The sequence below is a fragment of the Tenacibaculum litopenaei genome (assembly GCF_964514025.1).
GTDB classification, from domain to species: domain Bacteria; phylum Bacteroidota; class Bacteroidia; order Flavobacteriales; family Flavobacteriaceae; genus Polaribacter; species Polaribacter litopenaei.
In genome coordinates this window covers 293,064-319,205 of record NZ_CAZEQT010000007.1, presented here as the reverse complement: position 1 = coordinate 319,205, position 26,142 = coordinate 293,064, and the positions used below count along the sequence as shown (strand labels likewise).

The following is a 26,142-nucleotide window of genomic DNA, read 5'->3' as shown; positions in this document are numbered from 1 at the left end:
TTTTGAGATGAAATTACCAGACCAACAGCAATTGCCTTACGCACTCACCATCGCAGGCTTTGATCCTTGTAGTGGAGCTGGGTTAACAGCCGATGTAAAAACCTTTGAAGCACACGGTTTATACGGTTTGGCAGTTTGTACAGCAATTACGGTGCAAAATGATAGCGAATTTGAAAGCTGTCAATGGGTAGAGCAGGCCCTGATTTTATCGCAATTGGAGGTGCTTTTTAGGCGCTATGATATTGCAGTTGTAAAAATTGGCCTGGTGAAGTCTTGGGAAAGTTTGTTGGGGATCCAACAGTACTTACAAGAGCTCAAACCTGGAATAAAAATAGTGTTGGACCCCGTACTTAAAGCAAGTGCAGGTTTTGATTTTAGAGAGCAAAAACAATCGGAAGCTCTTCGAGAAGTATTGCGTAATTGTGCATTGATTACACCGAACTACGAAGAGATTTTTGCCTTGTTCCCAGGAGTCGCATTGCCCGAAATTATTGAAATTTTGAAGCAGTTAACCACCTTGTACCTCAAAGGAGGGCATCGGAAAGAAAAGCTTGGGTGGGATGAAATTTACACCGAGTCAGGAGCGCTCATAAAGATTCCGCCAGGGGTGGCTCAAGTGCATCAAAAACACGGAAGTGGCTGCGTATTGTCGTCAGCACTAGCTGCGAATTTAGCACTGGGATATGAGGTGCAAGAGGCAGGTGAGCGCGCCAAGCGATATACAGAGCGATTTTTAAATTCGAGTACCAGGGCTCTAGGACTGCATGACTACGATGAAAAAGACACGCATAAAATAACGGATAATGATAAGTAAACTACAATACATAACTCAAGGAGCAACCGCAGCAGAGCATTTAGAAAATTTACAAAAAGCCTGCTCTTACGGTGCGGAATGGGTGCAATTACGGTTAAAAAATATGCCGGAGAAAACCGTGTTGGAATGCGCCAAAGAAGCGAGAGCAATCAGCGCGCATTTTCAAACGCGTTTGATTATAAACGATTACGTAACGGTAGCCAAAGAAGTAAATGCCGATGGGGTTCATTTGGGAAAATCGGATTTTTGTCCGGCCAAAGCGAAAGCCATGTTAGGAAAGTGGATACTTGTCGGTGGTACTGCCAATACCCTTGATGACTGTGAGCAATTGATTGCTAAAAACGTCGATTATATTGGTATGGGACCGTTTCGATTTACCGAAACCAAAAAGAAATTGAGTCCAATTTTAGGATTAGAAGGATACCGAGAAATACTCGGACAATTATCAAAGCCGATTCCGGTAGTTGCTATCGGGGGGATAACCCTTAAAGACGTTACAGCATTGATGAAAACAGGAATTCACGGAGTGGCAGTGTCAGGAGAGATTACTGAGAACTTCAGTGCGATTCCGTCATTCCATTCGATGTTAAAGGCAAATAGTACCCATGATCAGGTATATAAAATTTAAATTATGACAGCATTACAAATAGCAGATAAAACCTTCCAATCGCGATTGTTTACTGGAACGGGAAAATTCAGCTCCTCAGCATTGATGGAGCAGGCACTTGTGGCATCTGAAAGTGAATTGGTAACCGTTGCACTAAAACGCGTAGATATACAAAGTGAAGAAGATGATATTTTAAATCACCTGGTGCATCAGCGCATAAACCTTCTTCCTAACACTTCAGGCGTACGAACGGCAAAGGAGGCTGTTTTTGCAGCTGAACTTTCAAGAGAAGCACTGGAAACTAATTGGATAAAACTAGAAATTCATCCCGATCCGAAATATTTATTGCCCGACCCAATTGAAACGCTAAAGGCAGCAGAAGCCTTGGTGAAGAAAGGGTTTGTGGTAATGCCTTATATTCATGCGGATCCTGTTTTGTGTAAACGCCTTGAAGAAGTAGGAACGCAATGCGTTATGCCCTTAGGAGCACCTATTGGTAGTAACAAAGGAATCAAGACCTTGGAGTTTTTGGAAATCATTATTGAGCAGTCAAATGTACCAGTGGTTGTAGATGCTGGAATAGGAGCACCGTCACATGCCGCTTTCGCTATGGAGTTAGGTGCTGATGCCGTATTGGTAAATACCGCAATAGCAGTATCTCAAAATCCTGTAGCAATGGCGAAGGCCTTTAAAAAGGCAGTAGAAGCAGGGCGTATGGCCTACGAAGCCAAGTTGGCTCCCGTAAAGCAACACGCAGAGGCGAGTAGCCCACTGACCTCTTTTTTAAGTCAAATGGAATAAGCTAAAGTACGAAGTTACAAAGTCAATGGCAGCAATGAATGCTAAAAATAACAAACAAGTTGGAGGATTTCAAGAAGTATTCGATACCTATGATTGGGATCGAGAGCTCCAAAGCATACTAACCAAAACAACGCTGGATGTAGAACGAGCGCTGCGTGCAGATAAAAGGAACTTAGACGATTTTAAAGCGTTGATCTCTCCTGCCGCAAAACCCTATATCGAACAAATGGCACAGTTGAGCAGCGCCTTGACAAAAAAGCGATTTGGGAATACGATACAAATGTACGCTCCGATGTATTTGAGTAATGAATGTCAGAATATTTGTACCTATTGTGGGTTTAGTTTGACGAATAAAATTCCCAGACGAACCCTAACCGATGCAGAGATATTGCAAGAGGTAGCTTTTCTTAAAGAAAAAGGCTATGATCATATTTTACTCGTAACAGGAGAAGCAAATAGGACTGTAGGAGTTCCGTATATAAAAAATGCGATACAACTCATTAAAGCTAGTTTTTCTAACATTACTATTGAGGTACAGCCTTTGGATAAAGAAGAGTACGATGAACTTGTAGCGGAAGGATTGTACGCTGTTTTGGTATATCAAGAAACCTATCATCAACAGGAGTACAAAAAACATCATCCTAAAGGGAAAAAATCAAATTTTTATTACCGACTGGATACTCCCGATCGTTTAGGGAAAGCCGGAGTTCATAAAATAGGACTGGGGGCTCTATTTGGATTGGAAGATTGGAGAGCCGATAGTTTTTTTACGGCCTTGCATTTAAAGTATTTGCAGAAAACGTATTGGAAGACAAAGTACTCGATATCCTTTCCAAGATTGCGACCGCATTCAGGAGGCTTAGAACCGAAGGTCGCTATGGGGGATGCCGATTTAGTACAGTTAATTTGTGCGTTTCGTTTACTGGATGAGGATGTTGAATTGTCGATGTCTACCCGAGAGAGTGAACTTTTCAGAAACCACATAGTCCATCTAGGAGCAACATCGATGAGTGCTGAATCAAAAACCAATCCAGGAGGCTACAGTGTTGAACCACAGTCATTGGAGCAGTTTGAGATTTCGGACGAACGAAGTACTGAGGAAATCGTAGCGATGTTAAAGTCGCAAGGATTGGAAGTCGTTTGGAAAGATTGGGAACATTTTAGTTAATTTTGAGTATGGAATTATCGAAAGAAGAATACAAACAATACAGTCGACACATACTACTCGATACCATTGGGGAAGCTGGGCAATTAAAGTTAAAAAAAGCTAGGGTATTGGTTATCGGAGCTGGAGGCTTGGGTTGTCCGATACTGCAGTATTTGACAGCTGCAGGTGTCGGAACCATCGGAATAATAGATCACGACCGTATTGACCAATCAAACCTACAACGTCAAGTTTTATATACAATGGAGGACATTGGTGAGTACAAAGCACTGACCGCTCAGCGACGATTGGCAAAATTAAATCCCTATATCAATTTTGAAGTACACGTCGCCCAATTGAGTCGTTTAAATGCTTTGGAGTTATTTGAAAAGTACGATATCATCGTTGATGGAAGTGATAATTTTGAAACGAGATACCTGACAAATGATGCTGCCGTGCTCACTGGGAAACCATTGGTCTACGGTGCCATTTTTAAGTTTGAAGGACAGGTTAGTGTGTTTAATTATCAGGGGAGTGCCAGTTATCGTTGTTTGTATCCTACTCCTCCAAACCCTGAAGAATCACCGAATTGCTCGGAGATTGGGGTGTTAGGGGTGTTACCAGGCATTATCGGTAGTTTACAGGCTAACGAGGTGATTAAAATCATTTGTGGTATCGGAAGGGTATTGACAAATACCTTGTTGATGTACGATGTCTTAAACCAGCGACAATTCCAGTTAAAGTACCAGAAAACCGCTGAAGCAGTGGTAACAGAACTCTTAGACGATTACCGCGTATTTTGTGGTATCCCCACCTCAAAAGAAGAACAACAGATTAGTTGGGGGGAGCTTGAAGGGCGTTTGGAGTCTTTTCAATTATTAGATGTGAGAGCTTTGTGGGAACGCGATCAGTTTAATATTGGAGGCTTACACATTCCGTTGGCAGCATTGCGCAGCGAGCATCAGAAAATCCCTTCGGATCAACCTTTGGTAGTCTATTGTAAATCGGGAGGTCGCAGTTCTAACGCGATGGCTGTACTTCAAGAGCTTCGTCCTGAATTAGAGGTTTACAATCTTATCGGAGGTATGGATGCAGTTCAAGCATAGTGTGGAGCAATCGTCGAATAGCGCTCGTAGTTTAAAACGATAAATCTCCTTACCTTCGCAGTATGAAGCAAACAACTAATACGATACTTATGGTTCGTCCTGCCAGTTTTAGGATGAACGAGCAAACGGCGGTAAATAACTACTACCAGCAGGAAGTCGCATTATTGCCTGCCACTATCAATGCCAAAGCCCAGGAAGAATTTGATACTTTTGTCGCTAAGTTACGAGCGGTTGGAGTAACCGTTATTGTGGTTGAAGATACAGAAGAACCGAATACCCCTGATGCGCTATTTCCAAACAACTGGATTTCATTCCACGAAAATGGAGATGTAGCCATCTATCCGATGTTCGCTGAAAATCGACGATTGGAAAAGCGAGAGGATGTTTTAGACCTACTGGAAGAACAGGGACTGCGAATTGAAAATGTGGTCGATTATTCAGAAGCGGAAGAAGAAGGTATCTTTTTGGAAGGTACTGGTAGTATGATCTTAGACAGAAAGCATCGTAAGGCCTATTGTGCATTGTCACCAAGAGCCGATGAAGAATTGTTTATTGAGTTTTGTGAAGATTTTGAATTTACTCCAGTTGTATTTACAGCCAACCAAACAGTTGCTGGTAACCGAGAAGCCATTTATCATACGAATGTTATGATGTGTGTGGCCGAAACTTTTGCCGTTGTTTGCCTGGATGCCATTGATGATAAAAAAGAAAAGAAAAATCTACTCAAACATTTAAAAGCTGATGGTAAAGAGGTTGTGGCGATTTCAGAAAATCAAGTAACACAGTTTGCCGGCAACATGCTTCAGGTTCAAAATGACGAAGGAAGGTTGTTTTTAGTCATGAGTAGTGCTGCAAATGCATCTCTTACACAACAACAACGTACGGCGATTGAAAAACACTGCAGTATTGTTCACAGTTCGTTAGAAACGATTGAAACCTGTGGAGGAGGGAGTGCCCGTTGTATGATGGCAGAAGTCTTTTTACCTAAAGACCACGCGTAAGTTAGTATATGGAAACAGCGCAAAATAGTAAACCACCACTTTGGATTTTATCGGATATGTGGGGCTGGTCGAATGCGCTGTGGAAGGAATTATACCTAACAGAATTCGCTCCGTATTTTGAACTGTCTTTTATCGATGTGCGAACACTTGCGCAAATTCCAAAGAATCTCACGGACGAGCAATCGATGCACGAGTATTACCTTGAATACGGAATTGATCAATGTTTGGAGCATTTAGCTCATCAATTGATTCCGGGATTATCGGTAATTGGCTTGAGTATAGGAGGATATATAGCTTGGAGATTAAGTACTTTACAGCAATCGAGGCTCCGTGTAGTGTGTATATCTACCACGCGATTGCGTTATGAATTGCCAAAAGATATCCAGTTACACTTTTTGATATTTGGAGTGAATGATCCTTTCAGGCCTGATGATCAGTGGATGACACAGTACCCTTATAACTACCAACTTTGGAATCAGGGAGGTCATGATATTTACAAAGAAAGAGGTGTAATTCGAGCCGTATCTGCCCTTTTAAAAAAATAAAAAGCCCTTTACCATCATACAGAGAAGGAGTTCGAGGTAAAGGACTTTTATACTGTATGCTAGGCAACAGCGGTAGTGTTAATTTTGTAATTTTTATAGTACTGCATTAAAATAAATGCACAAACTACAGAGGAGGCGATGCCTTCAATGGCGAGTGCAAAAACAACCAGTGACAGGTTGAGGTCTTTGCCCCAAAAAGAAGAATTTTCTAATACTTCAATAAAGGCAGCATCCAAAAAAGTTACATAAATAATAAGCCCCAAAATAGTGAGGCCAACGGCCATAATGGAAGTTCCAACTCCAATCAATAAATTTTGGAAATAAACGAGTTCTCGGTTGTTGTGAATATTTGTTTTTATAGCTCGGTTAATACCCCAAAATACAAAAACAAAATTCAATAGTCTTAACTCAGAGACATTGTCTAATCCTAGAATTTTCATGAAAAAAAAGAACCCAGTGATGCCCGCAAAAATAAGTAAAGCATTGTTTACGATAATTTTGTTTGACGACATACGTACTGTTTTTTAATGTTACTTAAAAATACGAAATACTTTTGTATAAGTAGTTGTAAATTAACTATATAGTTTGTTTTAATGGGTGGAAGGTACAGAACTGTGTACGGATGGTGTCATTTTTGACAAAAAAAGCACCTCGGGAGGAGGTGCTTCGTGTTTATTTGGTAAGAGCTTCTCGCAACAGACTAACTGGGTGCTGTGCGAGTCGTTTGGTACCGTCGTAAATTTGATGTCTACAGCTCGTTCCGGCTGCAGCAATTGCTGTTTGGTCACTACAATTGCGAACTTTTGGAAACAACGTATCTTCTCCTACTTGCATACTTACGTCGTAGTGTTCTTTTTCATACCCAAAAGAACCAGCCATTCCACAACAACCTGTATTCATGATGGTAACCTTGTAATTCTTAGGGATGTTTAACACTGTAAAGGATGCGTGCGTGCTTGACAACGCTTTTTGATGGCAGTGTCCGTGAATTTTTAGCTCTCTTTGAGCATCAGTAAACAGGCTGGTATCGATATTGCCGCGGTCGTATTCTTTGGCTAAGAATTCTTCTATGGTAAAGGTGTGTTTAGCGAGTTCCTGAGCGGCTTGTTTGTCATCTGCCAATCGGAGATATTCATCTCTAAAACTCAAAATAGCTGAAGGTTCAATACCAATAAGTGGCGTGTTTTCATTGATTAATGGTGCAAATAAGGCCACATTTTTTGTAGCGATTTCCTTAGCTTCTCCGAGGAATCCTTTTGAAATATAACTACGACCACTCTCTTCATGAGCTATGGTTTCGATGTTGTATCCCAATTTTTCGAGTACCCAAATACTGTCTTTTCCTATTTCTGTATCGTAGAAATTGGTAAATTCATCATTGAATAAATACACCGTTTTTACGGGGTTTTTTTGCCCTTGTCTCGGGTGTTTACGCAACCAAGCATCTAGCGGTTGTTTGGCCAATTTCGGAACTTCTCGCTGCATGGCTACTCCCAAAATTTTCTTAGCGATGCTCGTATTGGTCATAAAGTTGGTGAGCCCAGGAAATTTACTTCCGAGCTTATTATACTTAGCATTGTTGGCAAACAACTTGCTTCGAAATGAATATCCGTTGGTTTCTTGGTATTGGTATAGGAATTCGGCTTTCATAGAGGCAATGTCTACATTACTAGGACACTCTGTTGCACAGGCTTTACAGCTCAAACACAAATCGAGAACTTGTTTTAACTCCTTAGAGTCAAATTTGTTTTTTGCGGTATTATTGGTCAATACTTCGCGGAGTGTATTGGCTCTTGCACGAGTTGTTTCCTTTTCATTTCGAGTGGCTCTATAACTAGGGCATAGGGTTCCGCCGGCTTCAGGTGATTTTCTACAGTCTCCAGAACCGTTACACTTTTCGGCGAGTTTTAGTATGCCCTCACTATCTGAAAAATCTTGAAGGGTTTCGATTTGTGGTTCTTCTCGATCTACCGTATAGCGCAGGTTTTCATCCATAGCATAGGCATCGGTAATTTTCCCTTTGTTAAAGATATTGTTCGGGTCGAATGATTTTTTTAAACGCCTTAGTAATTGGTAGTTTTTGTCACCAATCATTAACGGGATAAATTCTGCACGCACGATACCGTCTCCGTGCTCTCCACTGAAACTCCCTTGGTATTTTTTGACGAGCTCTGCAGTTTCCGTAGTGATTTTTCTGAAGAGTACTACATCGGCTTGTTTTTTTAAGTTCAATATAGGACGTAGGTGTAATTCTCCAGCACCTGCATGAGCGTAGTATACTGCTTCTTGCTGATACTTGGTCATGATGGCAGTAAACTCTTCGATGTAATCGGGAAGATCCTCTAGAGCTACAGCCGTATCTTCAATACAAGCAACGGCTTTCATATCACCCACCATGTTTCCTAGCAAACCTAAACCGGCTTTTCGGAGGTAATGAACTTTAGCGATATCTGCACCGTAGATCTTGGGGTGGTGATACCCGTGCCCGTGGGTTTTCAAATCATCGATAAGAGCATCCGCTTGGCGCTCTGCATCTTCGAGGGTATGGGCGCTGACTTCTAGCATGAGAACAGCTTCAGGGTCACCTTGTAAAAAGAACCTGTTTTTAGCTTGTTCTCGGTTGTTTTTCGTACAGTCCAAAATTACCTTGTCCATCAATTCACAGGCGAATAATCGGTGTTTCATGGCGGTAACTGTCGCTTTTAAACTAGCATCAACACTTGTAAAATGTGGGCAAACCATAATACTTACCGGTGGTGGTAAATCATCGAGTTGAACCGTAATTGCCGTTGAAAATACTAAGGTACCTTCACTTCCCGATAGGAATTTGGCTGGGTTCACGGTAGTTTCTGTCCCCCCAAATAATTCAGAACTCAGAAATTCATCTACAGCATAGCCCGTATTTCTTCGGTGAATGCTCGCTTTTGGGAACTCCTTTTTTATTTCTTGCTGTACTGCTGTATTGCTCAGCTCGTTGTATAAATCTTTATAGATGCGACCTTCAAGTGTGGGCTCGAAGCGTTTTTGTTTAAAGGCTTCTGAACTTAATTCACCGAAATGAACGTCGCTTCCGTCACTCAAAATTCCCGTTATGGCAAGGACCTTATCACGGGTTACTCCATAGCGTATAGAAGTACTACCAGAGGAATTGTTTCCTACCATACCACCGATCATACAGCGATTAGAGGTAGAGGTATTCGGACCGAAAAACAACTTAAAAGGCTTTAAAAAACGGTTTAAGTCGTCGCGAATAATTCCGGGTTCTAGCGTAATAGTTTTATTGGCTTCATCGAAAGCAAGGATGTTGGTGAAATACTTAGAAACATCCACAACAATTCCTTCGCCTACACACTGACCGGCTAAGGAGGTTCCTGCAGTTCTCGGAATGAGCGTCACCTCGTTTTCGTTGGCAAAGGCGATTAATTTTTTTAAATCTTCTTGGGTTTTAGGGTAGGCTACCGCCAAAGGTATTTTTCGATACACCGAAGCATCGGTTGCGTAAATACTTTTATGTAAATCATCGAAGTGAACTTCCCCTTCTAATGATAGGTGTAGGTTGTGTAGTTTGTTGTTACTCATTGTTGTTATTTAATAAGTATGTTACGTTTAAAGCAAGTGTCAAAAGAGATAAAAGTATCGGTTCCGGCAACGCCGTTGATGAGGTGTACTTCATCGTATAAAATCTTTTGCAAGTGCTCGTTATCCTTGGCAAAGATGAGAATAAATATGGCATAATTCCCAGAAACAAAGTTACATTCAACGATTTCTTCAATCTTTTCTAATTCTTTCATCACACTTTTCGCAAATCGAGCTTCTCGCAAGCGTATCCCTGTATATGATTTGGTTTTATAACCGAGCTTGTTTTCATCTACAATGAATTCTGCTTTGCCTAAAACACCTTCGTGTTGGAGCTTTTTAATTCTTTGATGGATGAGCGAGTTGGAAACTTTTAGTTCTTCAGCTATTTGAGAATAGGCTTTACGAGCGTCAGTTCTTAAAATGTTCAGAATTTGTTTGTCTATATAATCAAATTGATTATCCATAGAGTGATTTTTAATTCAATAATGTCAATATGATATTTATTGATTGTTATTTGAGTTATATTTTTACAAAATAGTTGTTGTGGGTGTAAAATTAACTATATTATAGCGTTATTAAAAGAAAATCGGTTTATTTTTGTAGCAAAATAATGTAACTCAAATGAACACAACACAAATTTTTGATAAGTTATGGAACGAGTATACAGAGCGTACTCCTTCTGCACAAAAAATAAAGGAATTATTTAGTAATCAGGGAAATGAAGTTTTCAATGATCACGTGGCATTCAGAACGTTTGATGATGAGCGTGTTAATATTGAAGTTTTGGCTAAGCCTTTCATTGAAGCGGGGTATGTTGAAAAAGGAGACTACGTATTTGAAGCTAAAAAGTTATACGCAAAACACTTTGAGCATGCTACGGATAAAAATGCACCACGTGTATTTATCAGTCAGTTGAAAACAAAAGAGTTTTCTGCTGAATTACAAGCAGAGGTAAAGGCGATGATCGACAGTATTCCAGCAGCTGATTTAGATGCTAGTACTTTAGTGTTTAAAGGGCGCTTATGGGAACAACCGAGTTTTGATGTATACGAAAAGTTACAGCAAGAGAGTGAATATGCAGCTTGGTTGTACGTAAACGGATTCTGCTCTAACCACTTTACTGTTGATGTGAATAAATTAAGCACGTTTAGCTCTTTACAGGAAGTGAACGAGTTTTTAAAAGAAAACGGGTTTAAAATGAATACTTCTGGAGGAGAAATCAAAGGAACTCCAGAGCAAATGTTAGAGCAATCAAGTGTTTTAGCCGATAGAATTCCAGTAGCATTTAAAGAAGTTACTAAGGAAATTACTTCGTGTTATTACGAGTTTGCTTTCCGTCACCCAATGAGTAACGGTCAATTGTATTCAGGGTTTATCGCAGGTTCAGCAGATAAAATTTTCGAGAGTACTGATATGAAATTACAATAGGCATATTAGGTCTATTCTTTTAAAACAGCCAAGCATTGCTTGGCTGTTTTTCTATTTAACTAGGGTGCTAAAATTCACAATAAGCACGAGTGTTGTAGCGGGGGAAAAATTATTTTGAGTAAGGCTGCTACAACGGTACTTATTACTATTGGGGAAATTCGATGCTGTCAACTACCGTGCAGCGTTTGCCAGTGTAGTATATAGCTTCTGAATTTTGAATGGGAATTAGCTCTAAAAGGTGTTCGTATTTACGAATAATGTCGGCAACCTTTTCAGTAAAGGGAGGTTGGTTAACATGGGGCACCGGATAAAACGGAATGACATTTAGCGCTCGAAACGAACTGAGTAATGGCGCTTTTGCAGGATTGTTTATACCCAGTACATAATGGATGTTGGGAGTGGTAATTACAGCACCTGCTGACACACCAATATACAGTTTCCCTTTGCGTATATGCTTACTTATGTACTGATCAGCTCGGGTACGTTGTACTTCTTGTAACAACAAGAACGCATTTTCTCCCGAAATAAAGAGTGCGTCATTACGTTCAATAACCGTTTCAATTGTTTGTTGATCGCTGGTTGTAATGTCTAAGTCGTCAATATTGAATCCTTGTGCTAAGAGCACTTCTTGGTCATTCGAACCGCAGGCCTTACCTGCTTCGCAATTGTGCGAAAGGACAATACGTGTTACCGTGAGACCTGTTCGAAACTCACGATATACCTCCGGTAGTAAGGAGGCGACATCCGAATACGAGGAGCTGAGAAAAACGCGCATAACTGGGCTTAGTTTATTGGGTTGGTAATTTTTTCAGTAGCTAGCTTTTTAACGAAATTCTCCGACTTTAGGTAGTCTGTGATTTCCTCTTCGAGTACTTTCCATTTTGTATTGAGTACGAGATAGCTCAAGAGCCCAGTTGCCAGTAATCGATAGACTGGGTTAGGAATGTAGTTGTTTACGATAAACTCGGTACTATCTTTTGTCTGCGATATTTTTAGGTTGGTAGCAATCCATTCACTTGTTTTTACATGAACATCAGAAGTGTGAAGTTTGCTGTATTCTACTTCGTAGCCTAGTGGAATGAAGCGTTTTTCTAGTATCTTCTTTAACAATTGAGCATTGCAGTTAGGGCTGTGTATGGTGGTTATTTTTGGCATTAGAGGCTTGTGTTAATGGTAAAAATTGCTCCCTTGGCCTTAGGAGCAATCGTTAGTAGTTATTTAACTGATTTTGATCAGACGAATAGAGAAAATCATTGGCCAATTCTCTGTAAGGAAACTCCTCTAAACAGTGCTGTTATTGAGGAGTTGATCGGTACGTTCACAAGGTACTGCTGTCAATGGATTCCATTGGGAGTGTCGGGGTTCCTGATGGAGTTGTTAGCAGTACACAGGTACCCTAATCTTTTAGGTGTACGACGACCTTAGTTTACCGTTAATTTTACTAAGAGGCCTTTGTACCCCAGTGCGTAAAATGTTCGATGGTCATAGGCGTATACATCTTCCCATCCAGCCGTAACAAAAGAATGTTTGAGGCGTTGCCAAGTTTTTCCTTGATCGGCGGAATGAATGATGAATTCTCCATCGATGAGGTTGTTGGAGTTATTGGCACCAACTGCGATAATTTGTTGGTTGTGCAAGGCAACTGCTGTTAATTTGTTTTGGAAGCCGTAATCGATAGTTGTCCAAAGCTTAGTTTGGGAGTCATAGGTATGCATTGCTCCTCGTTCGCCACCGGAACCTGTTTGACCGTTATTGCCTACCGTTATAACAAACCCTTCTTTCATTGCTAAATCCGTAAATCGAACGGGTTGCTTCGGATTGTAAACATCCCAGAAATTGTTCTGTTGAATAGCAACCTTTCCTTCGGACCAAATGCCGCCACTAAAAATTAAGGCATCACTTGGAGCGTGGTAGGCAATACAGGTCGGTATATTATTGTGTAAGAGTGTAGCGTAATCTAATGCGGGATTGGTATTGTTTTTTTCAAGATCATTCCAACTGCTTCCTGAGTCTGTAGAGTGTAAAATAAACCCTTTACTCAACGCCCCTTTTTGACCAACGATATACAATTCGTCGTTTTTGGTGTGGCTTACAGAACTCATGTAATATCCTTTATCGGTAAAGGTTTCGAGTTTTGACCATTGTTGACCGCCATCCTTCGAGTTAAGGATGGTACCATTGTTGGTCACTGCAACTACTGTGGTGGTGTTTTTACAACTTACATCGTTAAAATAAAAGGAATCACTTTCAAATACAGTATTCCATGTTTTTCCTCCATTCGTAGTTTTTAAAATACTCCCTTTGTTTGAGGGATAACTGGTACCTGTTACGATATAGCCTATTTGGGAAGAGGCAAATTGAATTTTTCGCAGTGGCAGTTCAGTGGGTAGGTCAATTTTATTGAATTGAACTTGGACTTGCGGAGGTGCAGGTTGCCCTGGATCAGGATGGTCTGCAGGGCTGCTGTCCTGACAACTAGCCAAGAGTAAAAAGGCGAGGGCCCAGGTGGTGAATAATTTTAATTTTCTCATCTGTTTCTTTTTTACAAACTTAGCGAAGCACCGTGGGGAGCGATTTTAAAATTCAATCTAAAAATGGGATTATTCAATCTCGAACAATGAGGAGGTATAGGTTGCGGTTGTTGACAGTTTGAGAATTGACGGGGAGTTCGAGGAGGCAGACAGGTGGAAAGTGACTGATTTAGGTTGCCTTGGAGAACAACGTCAATACTACTTACTCAATTGATATCACAGGTTGACCTATCCGGTTGTTATGAAAACAACGGTAATTTTTTGGAGAAGATTACTAGCGGGTATCTACAGGTGTTTTGTTAAGTTGCCTGTGTACATTGTTGTTTTTTCTACGAGTACTTGAGGATAGAGCGGTTAAAAAAAGGGGAAAACTTTTTAAAATCAACGGTCCTTAAAACCCGTTTGTGTGAACCTGTCAAAACCCTTATACTTGACAATACTCAAAAATAGAATGTTCGCAGTGTTCAGGCTTTCACAAAGTAATCACTGACTAGTATAATTCAATCATTTTCAAGGGTTTTGAGGAAATTTGAAGGGGCGAGTCCGGTGTGTTTTCTAAAAAAGCGTGTAAAGTACGACGGATCGGTAAAACCGAGAGTGTATCCGATTTCTTGAATGGATAAATCCGATTGTTTGAGCAGTATTTTGGCTCCTAAAATTAAGGTTTCATTGACCCAAGTTTTTGTGCTTTTTCCCGTGAGCTGTTTTACCGTTTTGTTGAGGTGATTCGGTGAAACGTTTAGCCGGTCAGCATAGTATTGAATGTGTTGCTCTCTGGTGATGTTGTCAGCTAACAATTGCTTGAAATCATTGACCAGTTTTGCTTGTCGATTGTCATTACTATGTAGTGGGCTGAACTCTGGTAGCGCGTTTTTAATTTCATACAGAACAGATAGGAGATAGGTTCTCAATAATTTTGGATCGTAGTTCTGGAGGTAAATTTCGTGCATACGAGTTAAATTGTTGATGAGTAATGACACGGTTGCATTCGGGAGTGTTACGGCCTGTTGCTCCATATGCGAGTTCAACGGGATAAAATCGTTCATAACCATAGTGGTAAACTTGGATTGTACCAAAAATTCCGTAGTAAAATGACAATAAAAGCCATCGACGTCTTCCGAAAAATATTCGAGTCCGGTAATCTGGTCTTGTAACCAAAAGTGAGCCTGGTTATTTTTGATGCTTACGGAGTTAGAGTTACAGGTTTTAATCATGTTTCCTCGGGTAATGACATAGAGTTGGGTAACGGATCGCCGGTAGAGAGGGATGGGTAAATTCATCAGGTCTTTAAAGGCACTAAACGGTGCGATTAAAAAATTTTCAGGATCTTGCCCATACAGTGAATCGGTGTCGGAATTAGGGGTGAAAAAATGAGACTTGAAGTCCGAAGTTGTAAAATTTGGGATAGAATCCATAGATAATTCGTGCTATTTTTTTAGGCTATTAAAAATAGAACGGATTGCCACAGTGCGCTACTTTACGCTGTTAAAGTAATGTTAGAATTTTATAAAAATGTTAAATTTTGATGAATTGAAAAAAAAAGAGATTTCTAATTAGAAATCTCTTAAATATTAACGTCGCGTTTTTTGCTTTTCTATGAATTTTTCAAGAACGAGTTTTTTTGGCGTGTTATTGATGCGATAGTACAGTGTTACTTGATCGTTTGTACGTGCGTCCGGTACTGTTGTAATGATGTTGTCAGGACTTAATTCAAGGCTTAATAAGTAACTGCCTTTTTTGCGAATTGTGCTGAGCAAGGTATTGGATTTGGCAGCGCTTAATTGTTGTTGAACACGGTGTTTTTGAGCACTAGTAACAACGTCGGCACTGTCAAGCTGTACCAAGATATCTTTGGTTACCTTAAATTCGATGAGAAAGGAAGTAATAGGCTGGGCACCAGCACGTCCTCCATAACGAATTTGTTTGATAGCAGTATCAATGACTACAGGTGATTTACAGGCCAAACAAAAAACGAGGAAAAGACCTAAGGGGATGGCTTTTTTCATAAATGCATAGATTAAAAAAAGAGGTTAAACCACTGGCTTAACCTCTTTTGTCGTTTGTAATTACTTTACAATTAATTTTCTGGTTGTGCTCTTGTTATTATTAGTTACTTTAACTAAGTAAATACCTTTTGCAAATCCATTTAAGCTCACTTGAGTTTCTTTTTGTGAGGTTTTGATTTCTCTTACCACACTTCCAATTACGTTGTATACTAAAATAGTACTATCACCATTTAAATTGGCTAACTTTACTGTAAAGCTCTTGTCTAACGTAGGGTTTGGATAAAGAGCTACTGCGTTCGTAGGCAAGCTCGTCTCTTCCGTACTCAATACTGAAGCAGCGACAGAAACTTCCCAAAGTCCTCTTCCGTAAGTTGCAGCTCTTAATTTATTGGTTCCGTAGTGAATTTCTAAATCGTATACGATAACATTTGGTAACCCCTGTCCTAAACGTACCCAGTCACCTTTCGTGTTGTTTCTGTAGTATACTCCTAAATCTGTAGCTAAAAACAATTCACCATCACTAGTTCCTGTTTTATAAATGATTTTATGGGTAGGAATGTTTGGTAACGAACCTGTGATGTTTGACCAGTTTTTACCTGAATCAGTCGATTTGTATACCTTTCCAGCCGTATATCCAGTATAAGCGATATACACTTCATTAGGTTTAGTAGGATGTACCTCGATACTTTTTACCGTAGCTATTTGAGGGTGGTTTACATTCGTCCATGAAGTTCCTCCGTTGGTAGTCATTTTTACATTACTTCCACTTGACACGTATATTACGTTAGGGTTAGAAGGTGCAATAGAGATGAATTCAATAGTTCCAACACCTGAATTTAAACTCTTCCAAGTATCTCCACGATTGGTAGACTTATAGATGTCTCCAAATCCACCATAAATGGTTTTAGGGTCTGTAGGGTGAATTTCCAATTCCCAAACGAAAGGAGCTCCTGCAGGTGTTCTAAGTCTACGAGCAGCAGTTTTGAATCCATCAGTAGTACGCATCATGATTCCGTTTTGACTACAAGTCCATGCGTAGTTAGAATCTGAATAATCCCAAAGACCTTCTACTCCGTCACTTCCTGCATTTTCACCTTTAAACTCGGTACCGTCATAGATGGCGATGTCGTTATCCTGTGCTCCCATAATCAATTTTCCTGCTGATTTAGGAGTTCCAGATACATTGTAATATTGAGTAATTGCCAATCCTGAAGATAAGTCTGTCCATTTGGTATCCAAAGAAGCATCTCCTTTGAAAATTCCACCATCGTTTACAGAGATTGCAGTGTTGGTACCTGGTACAAACATCATATCGTGGTGGTCAGAGTGTACGTAGAAATACGCTCTTCCTGGTTCCCAGTATCCGTCTAAATACTTTTCCCAAGTCGTTCCTCCATTTTTAGATCTCCATCCTTCAACACCTCCAACGAGGACAAGGTTTTTGTCTTTAGGAGAAATCGCAATGGTAATATTGTATCCTCCTTGCGAAGAGTACTGAGCAATGGTTGATACGGTAGACCATGAAGTTCCTTCATTCGTTGATTTTTGCACTTTACCGTTCGCATCAACAACCATAATTAAATTCGGGTCATTGGCAGTTTGTGCCATATCCAAACGTGCAGTTGAAGGAGTACTTGCTACTTTCCACGTAGCTCCGTTGTCTTTTGAAATTAAGAATTTTCCACGGTAGGTAGTAGCGTATACTGTAGTACTACTTCCAGTTTTGTATTGTAAATCGTTAAAAAAGGCATTGGCTTCGGTATGCACGTCTTTCCAAGTTTTACCACCGTCAGTAGTTCTTTTAATACTACTTTTAGTACACGCTAAAACGATGTCTGGATTTGCAGGGTCAATCAATACTTTAGCCATTAAGTTTCTGTCAGCTAAGGTATAGCTAAGTCCTGTTGGTTTCCAAGTTTCCCCAGCATCTACAGACTTAAATACCCCCAATGAACGGGTGTGTCCTCCGTCAAAATCTCCAGTAGCTAAATACAAGATTTTCGGATCTTTTTTACTGATGTCAATGTGTGATACTCCTAGGTTAGGAAAGTTGTCTCCTTTTGGAGCCCATGTTTTACCACCATCAGTAGTTTTCCATACACCTCCTGCTGGACTTCCAACATACAAAGTGTTTAAATCGGTTCCATTAAAGGCAACAGTGTTCAAACGTCCCATTCCAGGGTAGAATCCAACGTTCGACTTTGGTGGCTTTGCTGGTCCAACGAGTGTCCATTTAGGAGCGCTAGCTGCGCGATTTCTCGACATTTTAGCATGGCGCTGATTTTCTTTTAACCACTCGTTGTAATCGTGTGATACTGGCATGAACGAACCGTCGGCTAATACGCGGTCTTTCCAAAAGTTTTGCCAACGCTCAAATTGTTTTACCTGTTTTTTGCTTTTGCGATCGCTTCTAGAACGCGCTTGTTGTAACTTGTTGTTCTCGTTTTTTACGATTTCAAAAAAGTTACTTTGTTCTTGAACTGGAGCTAACCTCCAATTGCTTTCTTGAGCTTCCGTTAAGCTAGGAAACATCATAAAAGCACCAAACAGTAGGGGTAATGTGTTTTTCATTGTTGTTTTAATGTTTTGCTTTATTTAATGACAGTTAAGTTTTAAATCACCCTACTTTTAATTTTGAACTTTTCTCAAAATTATAGTGATTTTATTGTGTTATTTTTTGTTAAATAGCTTGTAAATGATAGGTTTTTTAAAGGATGATATCATTTTTCCAAATTCTGGGTTCTGGAATCTGTTCGTCGTCAATTAATTGTCGAATATCAATTTCTATGCCTCGAGCCAAGTCAGTAATCGGAACGTCATTCGGCCCTCCCTCAAAAGGGTTTTCCGAATTTTCTCCTATAGCTTCCATCGTGAAAAATACCCATGAAATCAGCGCGCTAAAAGGAATGGAAAACCATTCAAAATGTCGGGCAATAAATACTTGAACTTGGTGCATTATGGCGGTTTTTACTTCGTGTTGCGCTAGAGATTTTAAAATGCGATCTCCTAGAGCTTCAAATTCTTGCATCATGCCATAGGGAAGTAAGATGATGAAAATCCAAACGAAAATAAAATTGAGAGTTGCAAACTGACGAGGATATGGGAAATTTTTGATGCGTTCAGATTTTCCTTGTAAGGTATACAGTTCCGTCAATGATTTTTCGAGTTCCATATGTCTGAAGTTATCAATACAGCCATTTTGGTATAGTTCACGTAGTCGGGTCGATTGAATTCCTAGGAGTTGTGATGCTCGGTTTCCTTTTTGAAGTACTGTCTGCAATTCGTTTTCAGTTAGGTAAGGGAGCAGTTCTTTTTCTAAGGGGATCTTGTCTTCCAATACCTCTAGGTGCTCTCTGCGAAATTCCCGATTGGAAGCATTGTTTTTTAAGTGGTTTTCCCAAGGCTTGTCTGATCGCATTTGGTAGCGCAATGCCGTTAACCAAGCCACATGGCGATATACGAGCTCTTTGTGGATTGTATGGAGTTCCGCTGCAGTGAGTTGATCACTCTGTACAAAGTCTTTGACCATGACGGTAAAGGAACGAGAGGTGTTCACGATACCACCCCAAATTTTTCGCGCTTCCCAAAGGCGGTCGTATGAGGCGTTGTTTTTAAAACTGATGATAAAAGAAACGGCAGTTCCCAAAACTCCCAGTGGTAACCAAGGAACGTATAGCCATTTCCAACGCAGCAAATCGAATAAAACAACGGGGATGATGCTGAGTAAAAAAAAGAGGTAGGTATAACGTCGTGTCCATCGAAGCATGGCTTTCAAAGGAAAGGTTTTTTGTATGTACATAGAGCGATGTTAGTTGATCTCTCCAAGTTACAAAAACTGATTGAATTATGAGTTCAATCAGTTGGTTATTAGGCTTCTTGTTTCGTGGCGGCAAGCACAATTTCTCGAATGTTAAGGTGTTGAGGTTGTTGGTAGGCAAAGAGTATTGACTGAGCAACTTCTGTTGGATGCAGCACCTGACCCATCGTGTTTTTCCATTCTTCGTAGGCATTTTTAATACTATCCGAACTGGTATGTGAGAGGAGTTCAGTTTCGACCGCTCCCGGTGCAATCGTAACCACGCGAATACCAAAAGAGGCGACTTCTTCACGGGTGTTTTCCGATATGGCGTGAACGCCGAACTTTGTTCCGCAGTAGGCCGCGTGATTTGGAAAGGTTTTTCGTCCAGCAATAGAACTGATATTGATAATAGTCCCTCTTTGTCGTTGCTTCATTTGAGGAAGCACGGCTTGCATACCATGCAATACTCCGAGTACATTGACATCAAACATTTTTTTCCATTCTTCTGGCTGTTGCGTATCAATAGCGCCTAGTAACATAGTTCCTGCATTGTTGATAATAGCATCCGCAGGTCCAAACAGTGCTTCTGCTTCTTGAATAGCTTGAGTGAGAGCTGTAAAATCGGTAACATCTACTTGTTTGCATAGGGTGTTGGGAAGGGAAAGCGCTTCTAGTTTCTCGAGTCTTCTTGCAATCAATAAAAGAGGATGTCCTTGTTGTGCGAAAAGCTCAGCGGTGGCGGCACCAATTCCTGAGCTCGCTCCTGTGATAATTAGTAACGGTTTTGACATGGGTTTACTTACTATATTTTTTAGTTATGAATGCAAAGGTATTTACACAAGTGTGTTGTTTCAAAATACTATATTTGTATTGAATGTATAAGTTTTAGTTATGGATAGCAGGTTGTTGCGCTTTTTTGTTACGGTATATGAAGAAAAGAACTTAACCAGAGCAGCAAAGCGAAATTTTGTATCACAACCCAATGTGTCAAATGGGATAAAGGACTTAGAATACCAATTGGGTGTGGTGTTGTTTCACCGAAGTAAAAAGGGAGTTGTTCCTACTGCTGAGGGGCATCAATTATACCCGAGAGCGAAGCGTTTGGTTACGGAGTTAAACGACTTGTCTCAACAGTTTAAAACACTTGACTTTACTTGCGAAATTACTATTGGAATTGCCAGTGGTTTAGCGCAGGAGCAAAAACAGCAATTCTTTAGGCAGAGCAATGCCGTATTAGGGTCAGTTCAATGGGAAGTTGGAGAAATACACCGCGACCGAGATTTGAATTTACTGGTCAGGGAATGGAAGTTCGAGGGTACGTTATTTCAACCTTTGTGGAAAGAGGCCTATGTACTCTGTATTCCAGAAGGACACGCCTTGCTTAAAAAGGATGCTATTGCTTTACAAGATCTCATAGGAGAACCTTTTATTCACTGCCCTCCCTGCGAAGCTCATCAGCAGTGTTTATCCCTGTTAAATGCCCAAGGAGAAGCGCCCAAAACAGTGGCGAACTGCCATTCAAAAGAAGAGGTACTCTCCTTACTCATGGCTGGGGTAGGCTTGACATTTTTACCAGAAGGACTCATCGATGGATGGTACGGTTTTGAGGTACGTCCTTTTGAAGGTCCGGTGTATCACCGTGAAGTAGGTATTGGATATCACCGGAAAAGTTTGCAAAACCCTGAAATAGAACGTCTATTACAACAGTTTGCGAAAGTGGGATTTTCGACGAGAACGTTTCAAGAACTCGGAGGGAGGTATTCTTAAAATTTCGTTAAAGTGATGGTTGGATTTTAATTGAGAAGCCTATTAAGTATCTTTAGAGTTTTAAACGTATTAGTATATGAAGAAAACTCTATGGATCTTGTTGTTCCTGATGTCCACAGGAATCAATGCACAAAAGATAGATTTGTCGTACTACCTCCCGAAAGGGGTAACCTACAACGAAAAAATTCCGACACCCAAATCAATTATAGGACACGAGGTAGGGGAGTGGCATATAACCCACGACAAATTGCTTCAGTACATGGAAAACTTGGCTGCAGTTTCCGATAGAGTTCAATTAGAAAAAAGAGGAAAAACTTTTGAAGGTCGCCCTTTGATTTTACTAAAAATTAGCAGTCCTGAGAATTTGCAAAACATCGCGGAAATTCGCCGTAATCACCTGGCGAATGTCAATGGAGAACAGGTTGATATAGAGCAACAACCAGTGGTGGTATACCAAGGGTTTTCTATTCATGGTAATGAAGCGAGTGGTTCCAATGCGGCCTTGGCCTTGGCGTATTACCTTACGGCTGCTGAAGGACCTGAAATTCAAGAACTATTAAACAAGTCAGTAATACTATTCGACCCGTCGTTGAATCCAGATGGCTTGCAACGTTTTGCATATTGGGCAAATATTCACAAAGCTTCAGAAATCAACCCAGATCCAAACGATCGTGAATATCACGAAGTATGGCCCGGAGGAAGAACCAACCATTATTGGTTTGATATGAATAGGGATTGGTTACCTGTGCAGTTACCGGAAAGTAAGGTTCGAATTAAAACCTTCCATGAATGGAAACCCAATATATTGACTGACCACCATGAAATGGGTACCAACTCTACCTTCTTTTTTCAACCAGGTATTCCTGAAAGAACCCACCCACTAACCCCTGAGTTAAATCAAGAATTAACTCGTGAGATAGGAACCTATCATGCCAAGGCACTGGATGCCATTGGATCGTTGTATTATTCGGAAGAGGATTTCGATGATTTTTATTACGGAAAAGGATCTACGTTTCCGGATATTAATGGGGGAATTGGTATTTTATTCGAACAAGGGAGTTCCAGAGGACATGCGCAAGAGAGTGATCACGGAGTGCTGAGGTTTCCGTTTACCATCCGCAATCAGTTTACGGCAGCCTTGTCGACATTGGAAGCGGCCAAAGCGATGCGTGTGAAACTGCTGCAATACCAACGAAACTTTTTTAAGAAAGCAAGAACAGAAGGCGCGAATAAAGGAATTTTGTTTGGAGATGCTAAAGACAAAAGTAAAACCTTGGCTTTGGTGAACGTATTAAAAAAACATCAGATAAAAGTACATCGATTAAAGAAGGATGTTGTGAAATCAGGAAAGAAGTACTCGAGTACTTCGAGTTTTGTTGTACCTTACAAGCAGCAGCAATCGCGATTGGTTAAGGCTATTTTTGACAAGAGAACTCAGTTTAGAGACAGCCTTTTTTACGATGTTTCTGCTTGGTCATTTGATCACGCCTTCGGGGTGGATGCTGAAGCTAACGTTTCTCTAGAGCTATTAGGTGATGAAATAGTAACACCTTCTAACAACAGCGGTACAGTATCGGCAAAGAGTGGGCTGGGATACTTGATGCCTTGGAATGAGTACTACACACCTAAAGTATTGAATGCCCTCTTAAATAAAGAGCTCCGCGCATTTGTCGGAATGAAAAAATTTACGAATAACAATAGGACCTATGATTATGGAACAATTTTTATTCCCGTACAAAACCAATGTCTGTCAAAAGAGGCCTTGTACGCTTATTTAAAAGAGCTAGTAGCTGAATCGGGCGTAGCGCTGCAAGCGGTTTCAACTGGTTTGAACGGAGGTATTGATTTGGGAAGTAGACGCTTTAAAAGGGTAAAAAAAGTTTCGGTTGCCATGCTCGTAGGTGATGGGGTCTCTAGCAATGATGCCGGAGAGATATGGCATTTATTAGACAGACGCTACGGTATGAAATTGACAAAACTTTCAACAGATTACGTGACTCGAGTAGACCTAAGTCGTTATACGACAATAGTAGTTCCGAATTCGAGATCCCTGTCTCCAGAAGCAGTCGTAAAATTAAAGACCTGGGTTAAAAATGGAGGGGTGTTGATTGGTTTCAGAAATTCCTTGCGTTGGATGAAGCAGCGAGGTCTTTTTAAGGCAACCTTTAAAAAGCCTAAAAACGACCAAGTAACAGGAGTTAGTTTTGAAAATAAACGACTGCAAAGTGGGGCTCAGGTCATCGGTGGTGCCATTTTTAAGGCGGCACTCGATCGTTCTCATCCCATAGCTTTTGGATATAAAAATAAAGATTTGGCTCTGTTTAGAAACACGACAGTATTCATGGCTCCGGATGCAAAGAGCTACAACAATCCGATTCAGTATACACAAACTCCGCTACTTTCAGGGTATATTTCTGAAGAGAATCTCGAATTACTAAAAGGATCGGTGCCTTTTAAAGTTCAGCGATTGGGGAAAGGAAGAGTGATTGGATTTACAGACAATACCAACTTTAGAGCTTTTTGGTACGGAACGAATAAATTGTTTATGAATGCCGTATTTTTCGGGAAATTGATGTAACAATATTCAGTATTACTCGTCTTTTAAGTAAAGAATTAGAAGATTTATGAGTTTACTACGAGTTTTATTGGCCATTTTATTTCCTCCATTATCCGTATTAGGGAAAGGATGTGGCTCTGTAATTATTGTTTTTTTATTAACCCTTTGTGGTTGGGTACCGGGAGTAATTGGTGCTTTGGTGATTCTCAATAATCCAGATTAATTGCTTTTTTTGTAAGGAATTGATTGTTTTTGTGACTTTTTATAGGAGAAAGTGTCAAATTTATTGAACACTAGCTACAAAAAAGTAATACTATATGAAAGCAATACAATTATTAAAAAGATTTGGAATCGCAGCCTTGTTTTGCTTATCATCCATGGTTGTTCAGGCACAACAAGTAGTCGTTGAAAACGGTGTAGAATACTTAGCCGACGGTGTGGAAGAGCAAGATGCAAATTCACTGGATTTAAAAATGGTAGCTCAAAAGAACAAAGAGCAGCAAGCCAACATAAAAAAGCGAAAAAAACGCGCAAAGCAACGTCTGACTAAAAAGGAGGCTACGGCACTCTTAGAAAACGGAACCCTGCGTTTTAGGAAGAAACGAGCTAGCAATAAATGTTTTCAAAAGGCGAAAGAAAAGTGTAAGCCTGTTGAAACAGAAAAATAAAAAAAATGCTCACCGATTTCGGTGAGCATTTTTTTATTGCGAAGATTTATCTTTTTAAAACTTCATCGATGACTTTTCCTGAAGTTCCATTCGGAAATTCAATCTGTAAAAAGTTGGCCAAGGTTGGGCTGATATCAATGATTTCGTACTTCTTTTTAGAACGTCCTTTGCGAATTCCATTCCCGTAAAAAATAATAGGTACGTGCGTATCGTATGAATATCCAGATCCGTGAGTAGTTCCTTTCTTCATATAACTAATCGTCGATGGATTTGGTATGAGTAAAACATCACCAGAAAATTTTTGATTGTAACCGTTTTGCAGTGAGTTTAAAATTCCGTTGGTAAAGGTCGTTTTTTGAAGCGTTGCTGCGGTAACGGCCTTGTAAATTCCTCGGTATCTAATAGCTTCATCTGCTATGAACTGAGCAACTTCGTTTGCCTTAAGGCTGTTCTTTTTAAGTTCATCGTGATCTAAAAACACTTGGAAGTTCGAAATGTTTTCAATCAATGCCGCTGATCCAAATTGTGCTTTGGTACTTTTATCGAGGTAGTTGCGGAGTTTTTTAATGCTGATATAGTCACCAGGTATTTTTACAGATTGCAAGTACGAAGGAACTTGAGTTGCCGCGTGATCGGCTGTTAAGAATACTGTGTATTTTCCTTTTCCTACGTGTTTGTCTAAAAACTTTAAAAGACTTTCTAAATCTCGATCCAAACGCAAATACGTGTCCTGCGTTTCTTTAGAAGCAACCCCAAATTGGTGCCCCACGTAATCCGTAGATGAATAGCTAATGGCTAAAAAGTCGGTATGTGCCGATTTCCCCAATCGCTCTCCAATAATGGCCGCTTTGGCAAAGTCCGTAGTAAAGGTATTCCCCGCAGGGATTGCTTTTAAAATACTATAATTGTTATTGCTCGCTCTTAACTTAGGGATGTCATGTGGGAATACAGGTTTATCTTCCCCCTTAAAAGTAGCTTCAAAATTATTATCGTCTTCAATACTTTCTGTATAGGTATTAATATCGTATAAGGTATTCCATGGAGTACTCAAATAGGCGTCAGCTTTTTTAGCTGCGTTGAATTTTTGTGCCCACGTTGGCAGTTGTTTCATGTAATAACTAGAAGAAATCCATTCTCCGCGTTGCCCTCCGTCAAACCAGTAAGCAGCATTGGCAGTATGCCCGGCAGGTAAAATAGCTGAGCGATCTTTTATAGCAATACCGATGGTTTTTCCCTGCATGTTTTGTGCGAGGTGTAACTGATCAGTAATGGTCGTTGTTACGAGTCGATAAGGTGATTTTTGTCCTCCTTTACCAGAATTACCAACGGTAGTTTGCTTGGCATCGTCAACGCAGTAAATTGATTTTTTAGCGTATTTGTCATACCAGTGATTTCCGATGATTCCGTGATTTGACGGTGTGGTTCCTGTGTAAATTGAGGTATGCCCTACCGCAGTATAGGTAGGAATGTAGTTATAATGTGCATTTTCTAAAGAAAATCCATCTTTTAACAACCTTTTAAATCCACCGTCACCATATCGGTGATAAAATCGCGTTAAGTAATCGTAGCGCATCTGATCTACCACGATACCTACAACGAGTTTGGGGTTGGTATTTTTTTGCTGTGCAGTTGTTTGGGTTACATTTCCTAAGCTAGCTGTTAGGAACAATGCTGCAATAATGTTTTTCATTTTGTGTGCTAAATTAATACCCTGTAAAGGTAATTAAAAAGAAAGCGAAGGGGGATATTTATAGTTACATTTAACGGTATTTTTATACCTTAGCAAAAG

The 26,142-nt window shown here is 40.2% G+C and carries 25 protein-coding genes; 13 read left to right on the top strand and 12 right to left on the bottom strand.

All coding sequences use genetic code 11. From position 1 onward, the window contains the following. Positions 1 to 7: 7 nt before the first annotated feature. The 7 genes from ACKTS5_RS15995 (at position 8) to ACKTS5_RS15965 (ending at position 6,018) form a co-directional block, all read left to right on the top strand. Positions 8 to 814 (top strand): hydroxymethylpyrimidine/phosphomethylpyrimidine kinase, encoded by an 807-nt coding sequence (locus ACKTS5_RS15995; protein WP_408044898.1) that lies wholly within the window; start codon positions 8 to 10, stop codon positions 812 to 814. After that, entirely contained in the window at positions 804 to 1,442 is a 639-nt protein-coding gene (gene thiE / locus ACKTS5_RS15990; protein WP_408044897.1) for a thiamine phosphate synthase, read from the top strand. Before ACKTS5_RS15995 ends, thiE begins: the two co-directional genes overlap by 11 nt. Before the next feature lie 3 nt (positions 1,443 to 1,445). Continuing rightward, a complete protein-coding gene (locus tag ACKTS5_RS15985; protein ID WP_408044896.1) occupies positions 1,446 to 2,222 on the top strand; it encodes a thiazole synthase in 777 nt (258 codons plus the stop codon). A gap of 25 nt (positions 2,223 to 2,247) precedes the next feature. Next, on the top strand, positions 2,248 to 3,390 hold the full coding sequence (gene thiH, locus ACKTS5_RS15980) for a 2-iminoacetate synthase ThiH (protein WP_408044895.1): 1,143 nt from the start codon (positions 2,248 to 2,250) through the stop codon (positions 3,388 to 3,390). An 8-nt stretch (positions 3,391 to 3,398) separates the two neighbouring features. Continuing rightward, positions 3,399 to 4,472 (top strand): molybdopterin-synthase adenylyltransferase MoeB, encoded by a 1,074-nt coding sequence (gene moeB / locus ACKTS5_RS15975; RefSeq protein WP_408044894.1) that lies wholly within the window; start codon positions 3,399 to 3,401, stop codon positions 4,470 to 4,472. A gap of 62 nt (positions 4,473 to 4,534) precedes the next feature. Continuing rightward, the gene (ctlX, locus tag ACKTS5_RS15970; protein ID WP_408044893.1) at positions 4,535 to 5,473 is read left to right on the top strand and encodes a citrulline utilization hydrolase CtlX; all 939 of its coding nucleotides are present in this window, start codon (positions 4,535 to 4,537) and stop codon (positions 5,471 to 5,473) included. 8 nt (positions 5,474 to 5,481) lie between these two features. Further along, the gene (locus ACKTS5_RS15965; RefSeq protein WP_408044892.1) at positions 5,482 to 6,018 is read left to right on the top strand and encodes a hypothetical protein; all 537 of its coding nucleotides are present in this window, start codon (positions 5,482 to 5,484) and stop codon (positions 6,016 to 6,018) included. Positions 6,019 to 6,077: 59 nt separating this feature from the next. Here ACKTS5_RS15965 and ACKTS5_RS15960 read toward each other — a convergent pair whose 3' ends face one another. The 3 genes from ACKTS5_RS15960 to ACKTS5_RS15950 form a co-directional block, all read right to left on the bottom strand. After that, positions 6,078 to 6,530 carry a hypothetical protein gene (locus ACKTS5_RS15960; protein WP_408044891.1) on the bottom strand — a complete coding sequence of 151 codons (453 nt, stop codon included), beginning with the start codon at positions 6,528 to 6,530 and terminating at the stop codon, positions 6,078 to 6,080. Between the two features lie 160 nt (positions 6,531 to 6,690). Further along, positions 6,691 to 9,597 carry an FAD-binding and (Fe-S)-binding domain-containing protein gene (locus ACKTS5_RS15955; RefSeq protein ID WP_408044890.1) on the bottom strand — a complete coding sequence of 969 codons (2,907 nt, stop codon included), beginning with the start codon at positions 9,595 to 9,597 and terminating at the stop codon, positions 6,691 to 6,693. A gap of 5 nt (positions 9,598 to 9,602) precedes the next feature. Further along, a complete protein-coding gene (locus ACKTS5_RS15950) occupies positions 9,603 to 10,061 on the bottom strand; it encodes an Lrp/AsnC ligand binding domain-containing protein (RefSeq protein ID WP_408044889.1) in 459 nt (152 codons plus the stop codon). A 157-nt stretch (positions 10,062 to 10,218) separates the two neighbouring features. Here ACKTS5_RS15950 and ACKTS5_RS15945 point away from each other — a divergent pair, with 157 nt between their 5' ends. Next, positions 10,219 to 11,025 (top strand): DUF1338 domain-containing protein, encoded by an 807-nt coding sequence (locus tag ACKTS5_RS15945; protein ID WP_408044888.1) that lies wholly within the window; start codon positions 10,219 to 10,221, stop codon positions 11,023 to 11,025. A 145-nt stretch (positions 11,026 to 11,170) separates the two neighbouring features. On the opposite strand, the gene ACKTS5_RS15940 is transcribed toward ACKTS5_RS15945, so the two are convergent. Together ACKTS5_RS15940 and ACKTS5_RS15935 are read right to left on the bottom strand one after the other, a co-directional pair. Further along, the gene (locus ACKTS5_RS15940) at positions 11,171 to 11,800 is read right to left on the bottom strand and encodes a Type 1 glutamine amidotransferase-like domain-containing protein (RefSeq protein ID WP_408044887.1); all 630 of its coding nucleotides are present in this window, start codon (positions 11,798 to 11,800) and stop codon (positions 11,171 to 11,173) included. 8 nt (positions 11,801 to 11,808) lie between these two features. Beyond that, positions 11,809 to 12,180, bottom strand: a complete 372-nt coding sequence (locus ACKTS5_RS15935; protein ID WP_408044886.1) for a hypothetical protein — start codon at positions 12,178 to 12,180, stop codon at positions 11,809 to 11,811. 15 nt (positions 12,181 to 12,195) lie between these two features. On the opposite strand from ACKTS5_RS15935, the gene ACKTS5_RS15930 reads away from it, so the two are divergent. Then, the gene (locus ACKTS5_RS15930; protein ID WP_408044885.1) at positions 12,196 to 12,450 is read left to right on the top strand and encodes a hypothetical protein; all 255 of its coding nucleotides are present in this window, start codon (positions 12,196 to 12,198) and stop codon (positions 12,448 to 12,450) included. Here the strand turns inward: ACKTS5_RS15930 and ACKTS5_RS15925 are convergent. The 6 genes from ACKTS5_RS15925 to ACKTS5_RS15900 all read right to left on the bottom strand — a co-directional run bounded on the left by ACKTS5_RS15925 (position 12,447) and on the right by ACKTS5_RS15900 (position 20,152). Further along, positions 12,447 to 13,556 carry a YCF48-related protein gene (locus ACKTS5_RS15925; RefSeq protein ID WP_408044884.1) on the bottom strand — a complete coding sequence of 370 codons (1,110 nt, stop codon included), beginning with the start codon at positions 13,554 to 13,556 and terminating at the stop codon, positions 12,447 to 12,449. The two genes, ACKTS5_RS15930 and ACKTS5_RS15925, sit on opposite strands and share 4 nt — an antisense overlap. 500 nt (positions 13,557 to 14,056) lie before the next feature. Beyond that, positions 14,057 to 14,971 (bottom strand): helix-turn-helix domain-containing protein, encoded by a 915-nt coding sequence (locus ACKTS5_RS15920; protein ID WP_408044883.1) that lies wholly within the window; start codon positions 14,969 to 14,971, stop codon positions 14,057 to 14,059. 156 nt (positions 14,972 to 15,127) lie between these two features. After that, complete coding sequence (locus ACKTS5_RS15915; protein ID WP_408044882.1) at positions 15,128 to 15,562, bottom strand: hypothetical protein; 435 nt, start codon at positions 15,560 to 15,562, stop codon at positions 15,128 to 15,130. Between the two features lie 60 nt (positions 15,563 to 15,622). Further along, a complete protein-coding gene (locus ACKTS5_RS15910; RefSeq protein WP_408044881.1) occupies positions 15,623 to 18,133 on the bottom strand; it encodes a T9SS type A sorting domain-containing protein in 2,511 nt (836 codons plus the stop codon). Positions 18,134 to 18,269: 136 nt separating this feature from the next. Continuing rightward, positions 18,270 to 19,361 carry a bestrophin family protein gene (locus ACKTS5_RS15905; protein ID WP_408044880.1) on the bottom strand — a complete coding sequence of 364 codons (1,092 nt, stop codon included), beginning with the start codon at positions 19,359 to 19,361 and terminating at the stop codon, positions 18,270 to 18,272. Between the two features lie 68 nt (positions 19,362 to 19,429). Then, positions 19,430 to 20,152, bottom strand: coding sequence for an SDR family oxidoreductase (locus tag ACKTS5_RS15900; protein WP_408044879.1), 723 nt, complete (start codon positions 20,150 to 20,152; stop codon positions 19,430 to 19,432). 100 nt (positions 20,153 to 20,252) lie between these two features. Between ACKTS5_RS15900 and ACKTS5_RS15895 the strand changes: the two genes are divergently transcribed. The 4 genes from ACKTS5_RS15895 to ACKTS5_RS15880 all read left to right on the top strand — a co-directional run bounded on the left by ACKTS5_RS15895 (position 20,253) and on the right by ACKTS5_RS15880 (position 24,353). Next, positions 20,253 to 21,128, top strand: coding sequence for a LysR family transcriptional regulator (locus ACKTS5_RS15895; RefSeq protein ID WP_408044878.1), 876 nt, complete (start codon positions 20,253 to 20,255; stop codon positions 21,126 to 21,128). Between the two features lie 76 nt (positions 21,129 to 21,204). Then, positions 21,205 to 23,706, top strand: a complete 2,502-nt coding sequence (locus tag ACKTS5_RS15890; RefSeq protein WP_408044877.1) for a M14 family metallopeptidase — start codon at positions 21,205 to 21,207, stop codon at positions 23,704 to 23,706. Positions 23,707 to 23,752: 46 nt separating this feature from the next. After that, a complete protein-coding gene (locus ACKTS5_RS15885) occupies positions 23,753 to 23,908 on the top strand; it encodes a YqaE/Pmp3 family membrane protein (RefSeq protein WP_408044876.1) in 156 nt (51 codons plus the stop codon). Between the two features lie 94 nt (positions 23,909 to 24,002). Next, positions 24,003 to 24,353, top strand: coding sequence for a hypothetical protein (locus tag ACKTS5_RS15880; protein WP_408044875.1), 351 nt, complete (start codon positions 24,003 to 24,005; stop codon positions 24,351 to 24,353). Between the two features lie 46 nt (positions 24,354 to 24,399). Here ACKTS5_RS15880 and pafA read toward each other — a convergent pair whose 3' ends face one another. Continuing rightward, the gene (gene pafA, locus ACKTS5_RS15875; RefSeq protein WP_408044874.1) at positions 24,400 to 26,043 is read right to left on the bottom strand and encodes an alkaline phosphatase PafA; all 1,644 of its coding nucleotides are present in this window, start codon (positions 26,041 to 26,043) and stop codon (positions 24,400 to 24,402) included. Positions 26,044 to 26,142 lie beyond the last annotated feature (99 nt).

Coding starts and splice junctions, on each gene's coding strand:
- ACKTS5_RS15995 (WP_408044898.1), top strand. CDS start 8: ATGAAATTACCAGACCAACAGCAATTGCCTTACGCACTCACCATCGCA.
- thiE (WP_408044897.1), top strand. CDS start 804: ATGATAAGTAAACTACAATACATAACTCAAGGAGCAACCGCAGCAGAG.
- ACKTS5_RS15985 (WP_408044896.1), top strand. CDS start 1,446: ATGACAGCATTACAAATAGCAGATAAAACCTTCCAATCGCGATTGTTT.
- thiH (WP_408044895.1), top strand. CDS start 2,248: ATGGCAGCAATGAATGCTAAAAATAACAAACAAGTTGGAGGATTTCAA.
- moeB (WP_408044894.1), top strand. CDS start 3,399: ATGGAATTATCGAAAGAAGAATACAAACAATACAGTCGACACATACTA.
- ctlX (WP_408044893.1), top strand. CDS start 4,535: ATGAAGCAAACAACTAATACGATACTTATGGTTCGTCCTGCCAGTTTT.
- ACKTS5_RS15965 (WP_408044892.1), top strand. CDS start 5,482: ATGGAAACAGCGCAAAATAGTAAACCACCACTTTGGATTTTATCGGAT.
- ACKTS5_RS15960 (WP_408044891.1), bottom strand. CDS start 6,530: ATGTCGTCAAACAAAATTATCGTAAACAATGCTTTACTTATTTTTGCG.
- ACKTS5_RS15955 (WP_408044890.1), bottom strand. CDS start 9,597: ATGAGTAACAACAAACTACACAACCTACACCTATCATTAGAAGGGGAA.
- ACKTS5_RS15950 (WP_408044889.1), bottom strand. CDS start 10,061: ATGGATAATCAATTTGATTATATAGACAAACAAATTCTGAACATTTTA.
- ACKTS5_RS15945 (WP_408044888.1), top strand. CDS start 10,219: ATGAACACAACACAAATTTTTGATAAGTTATGGAACGAGTATACAGAG.
- ACKTS5_RS15940 (WP_408044887.1), bottom strand. CDS start 11,800: ATGCGCGTTTTTCTCAGCTCCTCGTATTCGGATGTCGCCTCCTTACTA.
- ACKTS5_RS15935 (WP_408044886.1), bottom strand. CDS start 12,180: ATGCCAAAAATAACCACCATACACAGCCCTAACTGCAATGCTCAATTG.
- ACKTS5_RS15930 (WP_408044885.1), top strand. CDS start 12,196: ATGGTAAAAATTGCTCCCTTGGCCTTAGGAGCAATCGTTAGTAGTTAT.
- ACKTS5_RS15925 (WP_408044884.1), bottom strand. CDS start 13,556: ATGAGAAAATTAAAATTATTCACCACCTGGGCCCTCGCCTTTTTACTC.
- ACKTS5_RS15920 (WP_408044883.1), bottom strand. CDS start 14,971: ATGGATTCTATCCCAAATTTTACAACTTCGGACTTCAAGTCTCATTTT.
- ACKTS5_RS15915 (WP_408044882.1), bottom strand. CDS start 15,562: ATGAAAAAAGCCATCCCCTTAGGTCTTTTCCTCGTTTTTTGTTTGGCC.
- ACKTS5_RS15910 (WP_408044881.1), bottom strand. CDS start 18,133: ATGAAAAACACATTACCCCTACTGTTTGGTGCTTTTATGATGTTTCCT.
- ACKTS5_RS15905 (WP_408044880.1), bottom strand. CDS start 19,361: ATGTACATACAAAAAACCTTTCCTTTGAAAGCCATGCTTCGATGGACA.
- ACKTS5_RS15900 (WP_408044879.1), bottom strand. CDS start 20,152: ATGTCAAAACCGTTACTAATTATCACAGGAGCGAGCTCAGGAATTGGT.
- ACKTS5_RS15895 (WP_408044878.1), top strand. CDS start 20,253: ATGGATAGCAGGTTGTTGCGCTTTTTTGTTACGGTATATGAAGAAAAG.
- ACKTS5_RS15890 (WP_408044877.1), top strand. CDS start 21,205: ATGAAGAAAACTCTATGGATCTTGTTGTTCCTGATGTCCACAGGAATC.
- ACKTS5_RS15885 (WP_408044876.1), top strand. CDS start 23,753: ATGAGTTTACTACGAGTTTTATTGGCCATTTTATTTCCTCCATTATCC.
- ACKTS5_RS15880 (WP_408044875.1), top strand. CDS start 24,003: ATGAAAGCAATACAATTATTAAAAAGATTTGGAATCGCAGCCTTGTTT.
- pafA (WP_408044874.1), bottom strand. CDS start 26,043: ATGAAAAACATTATTGCAGCATTGTTCCTAACAGCTAGCTTAGGAAAT.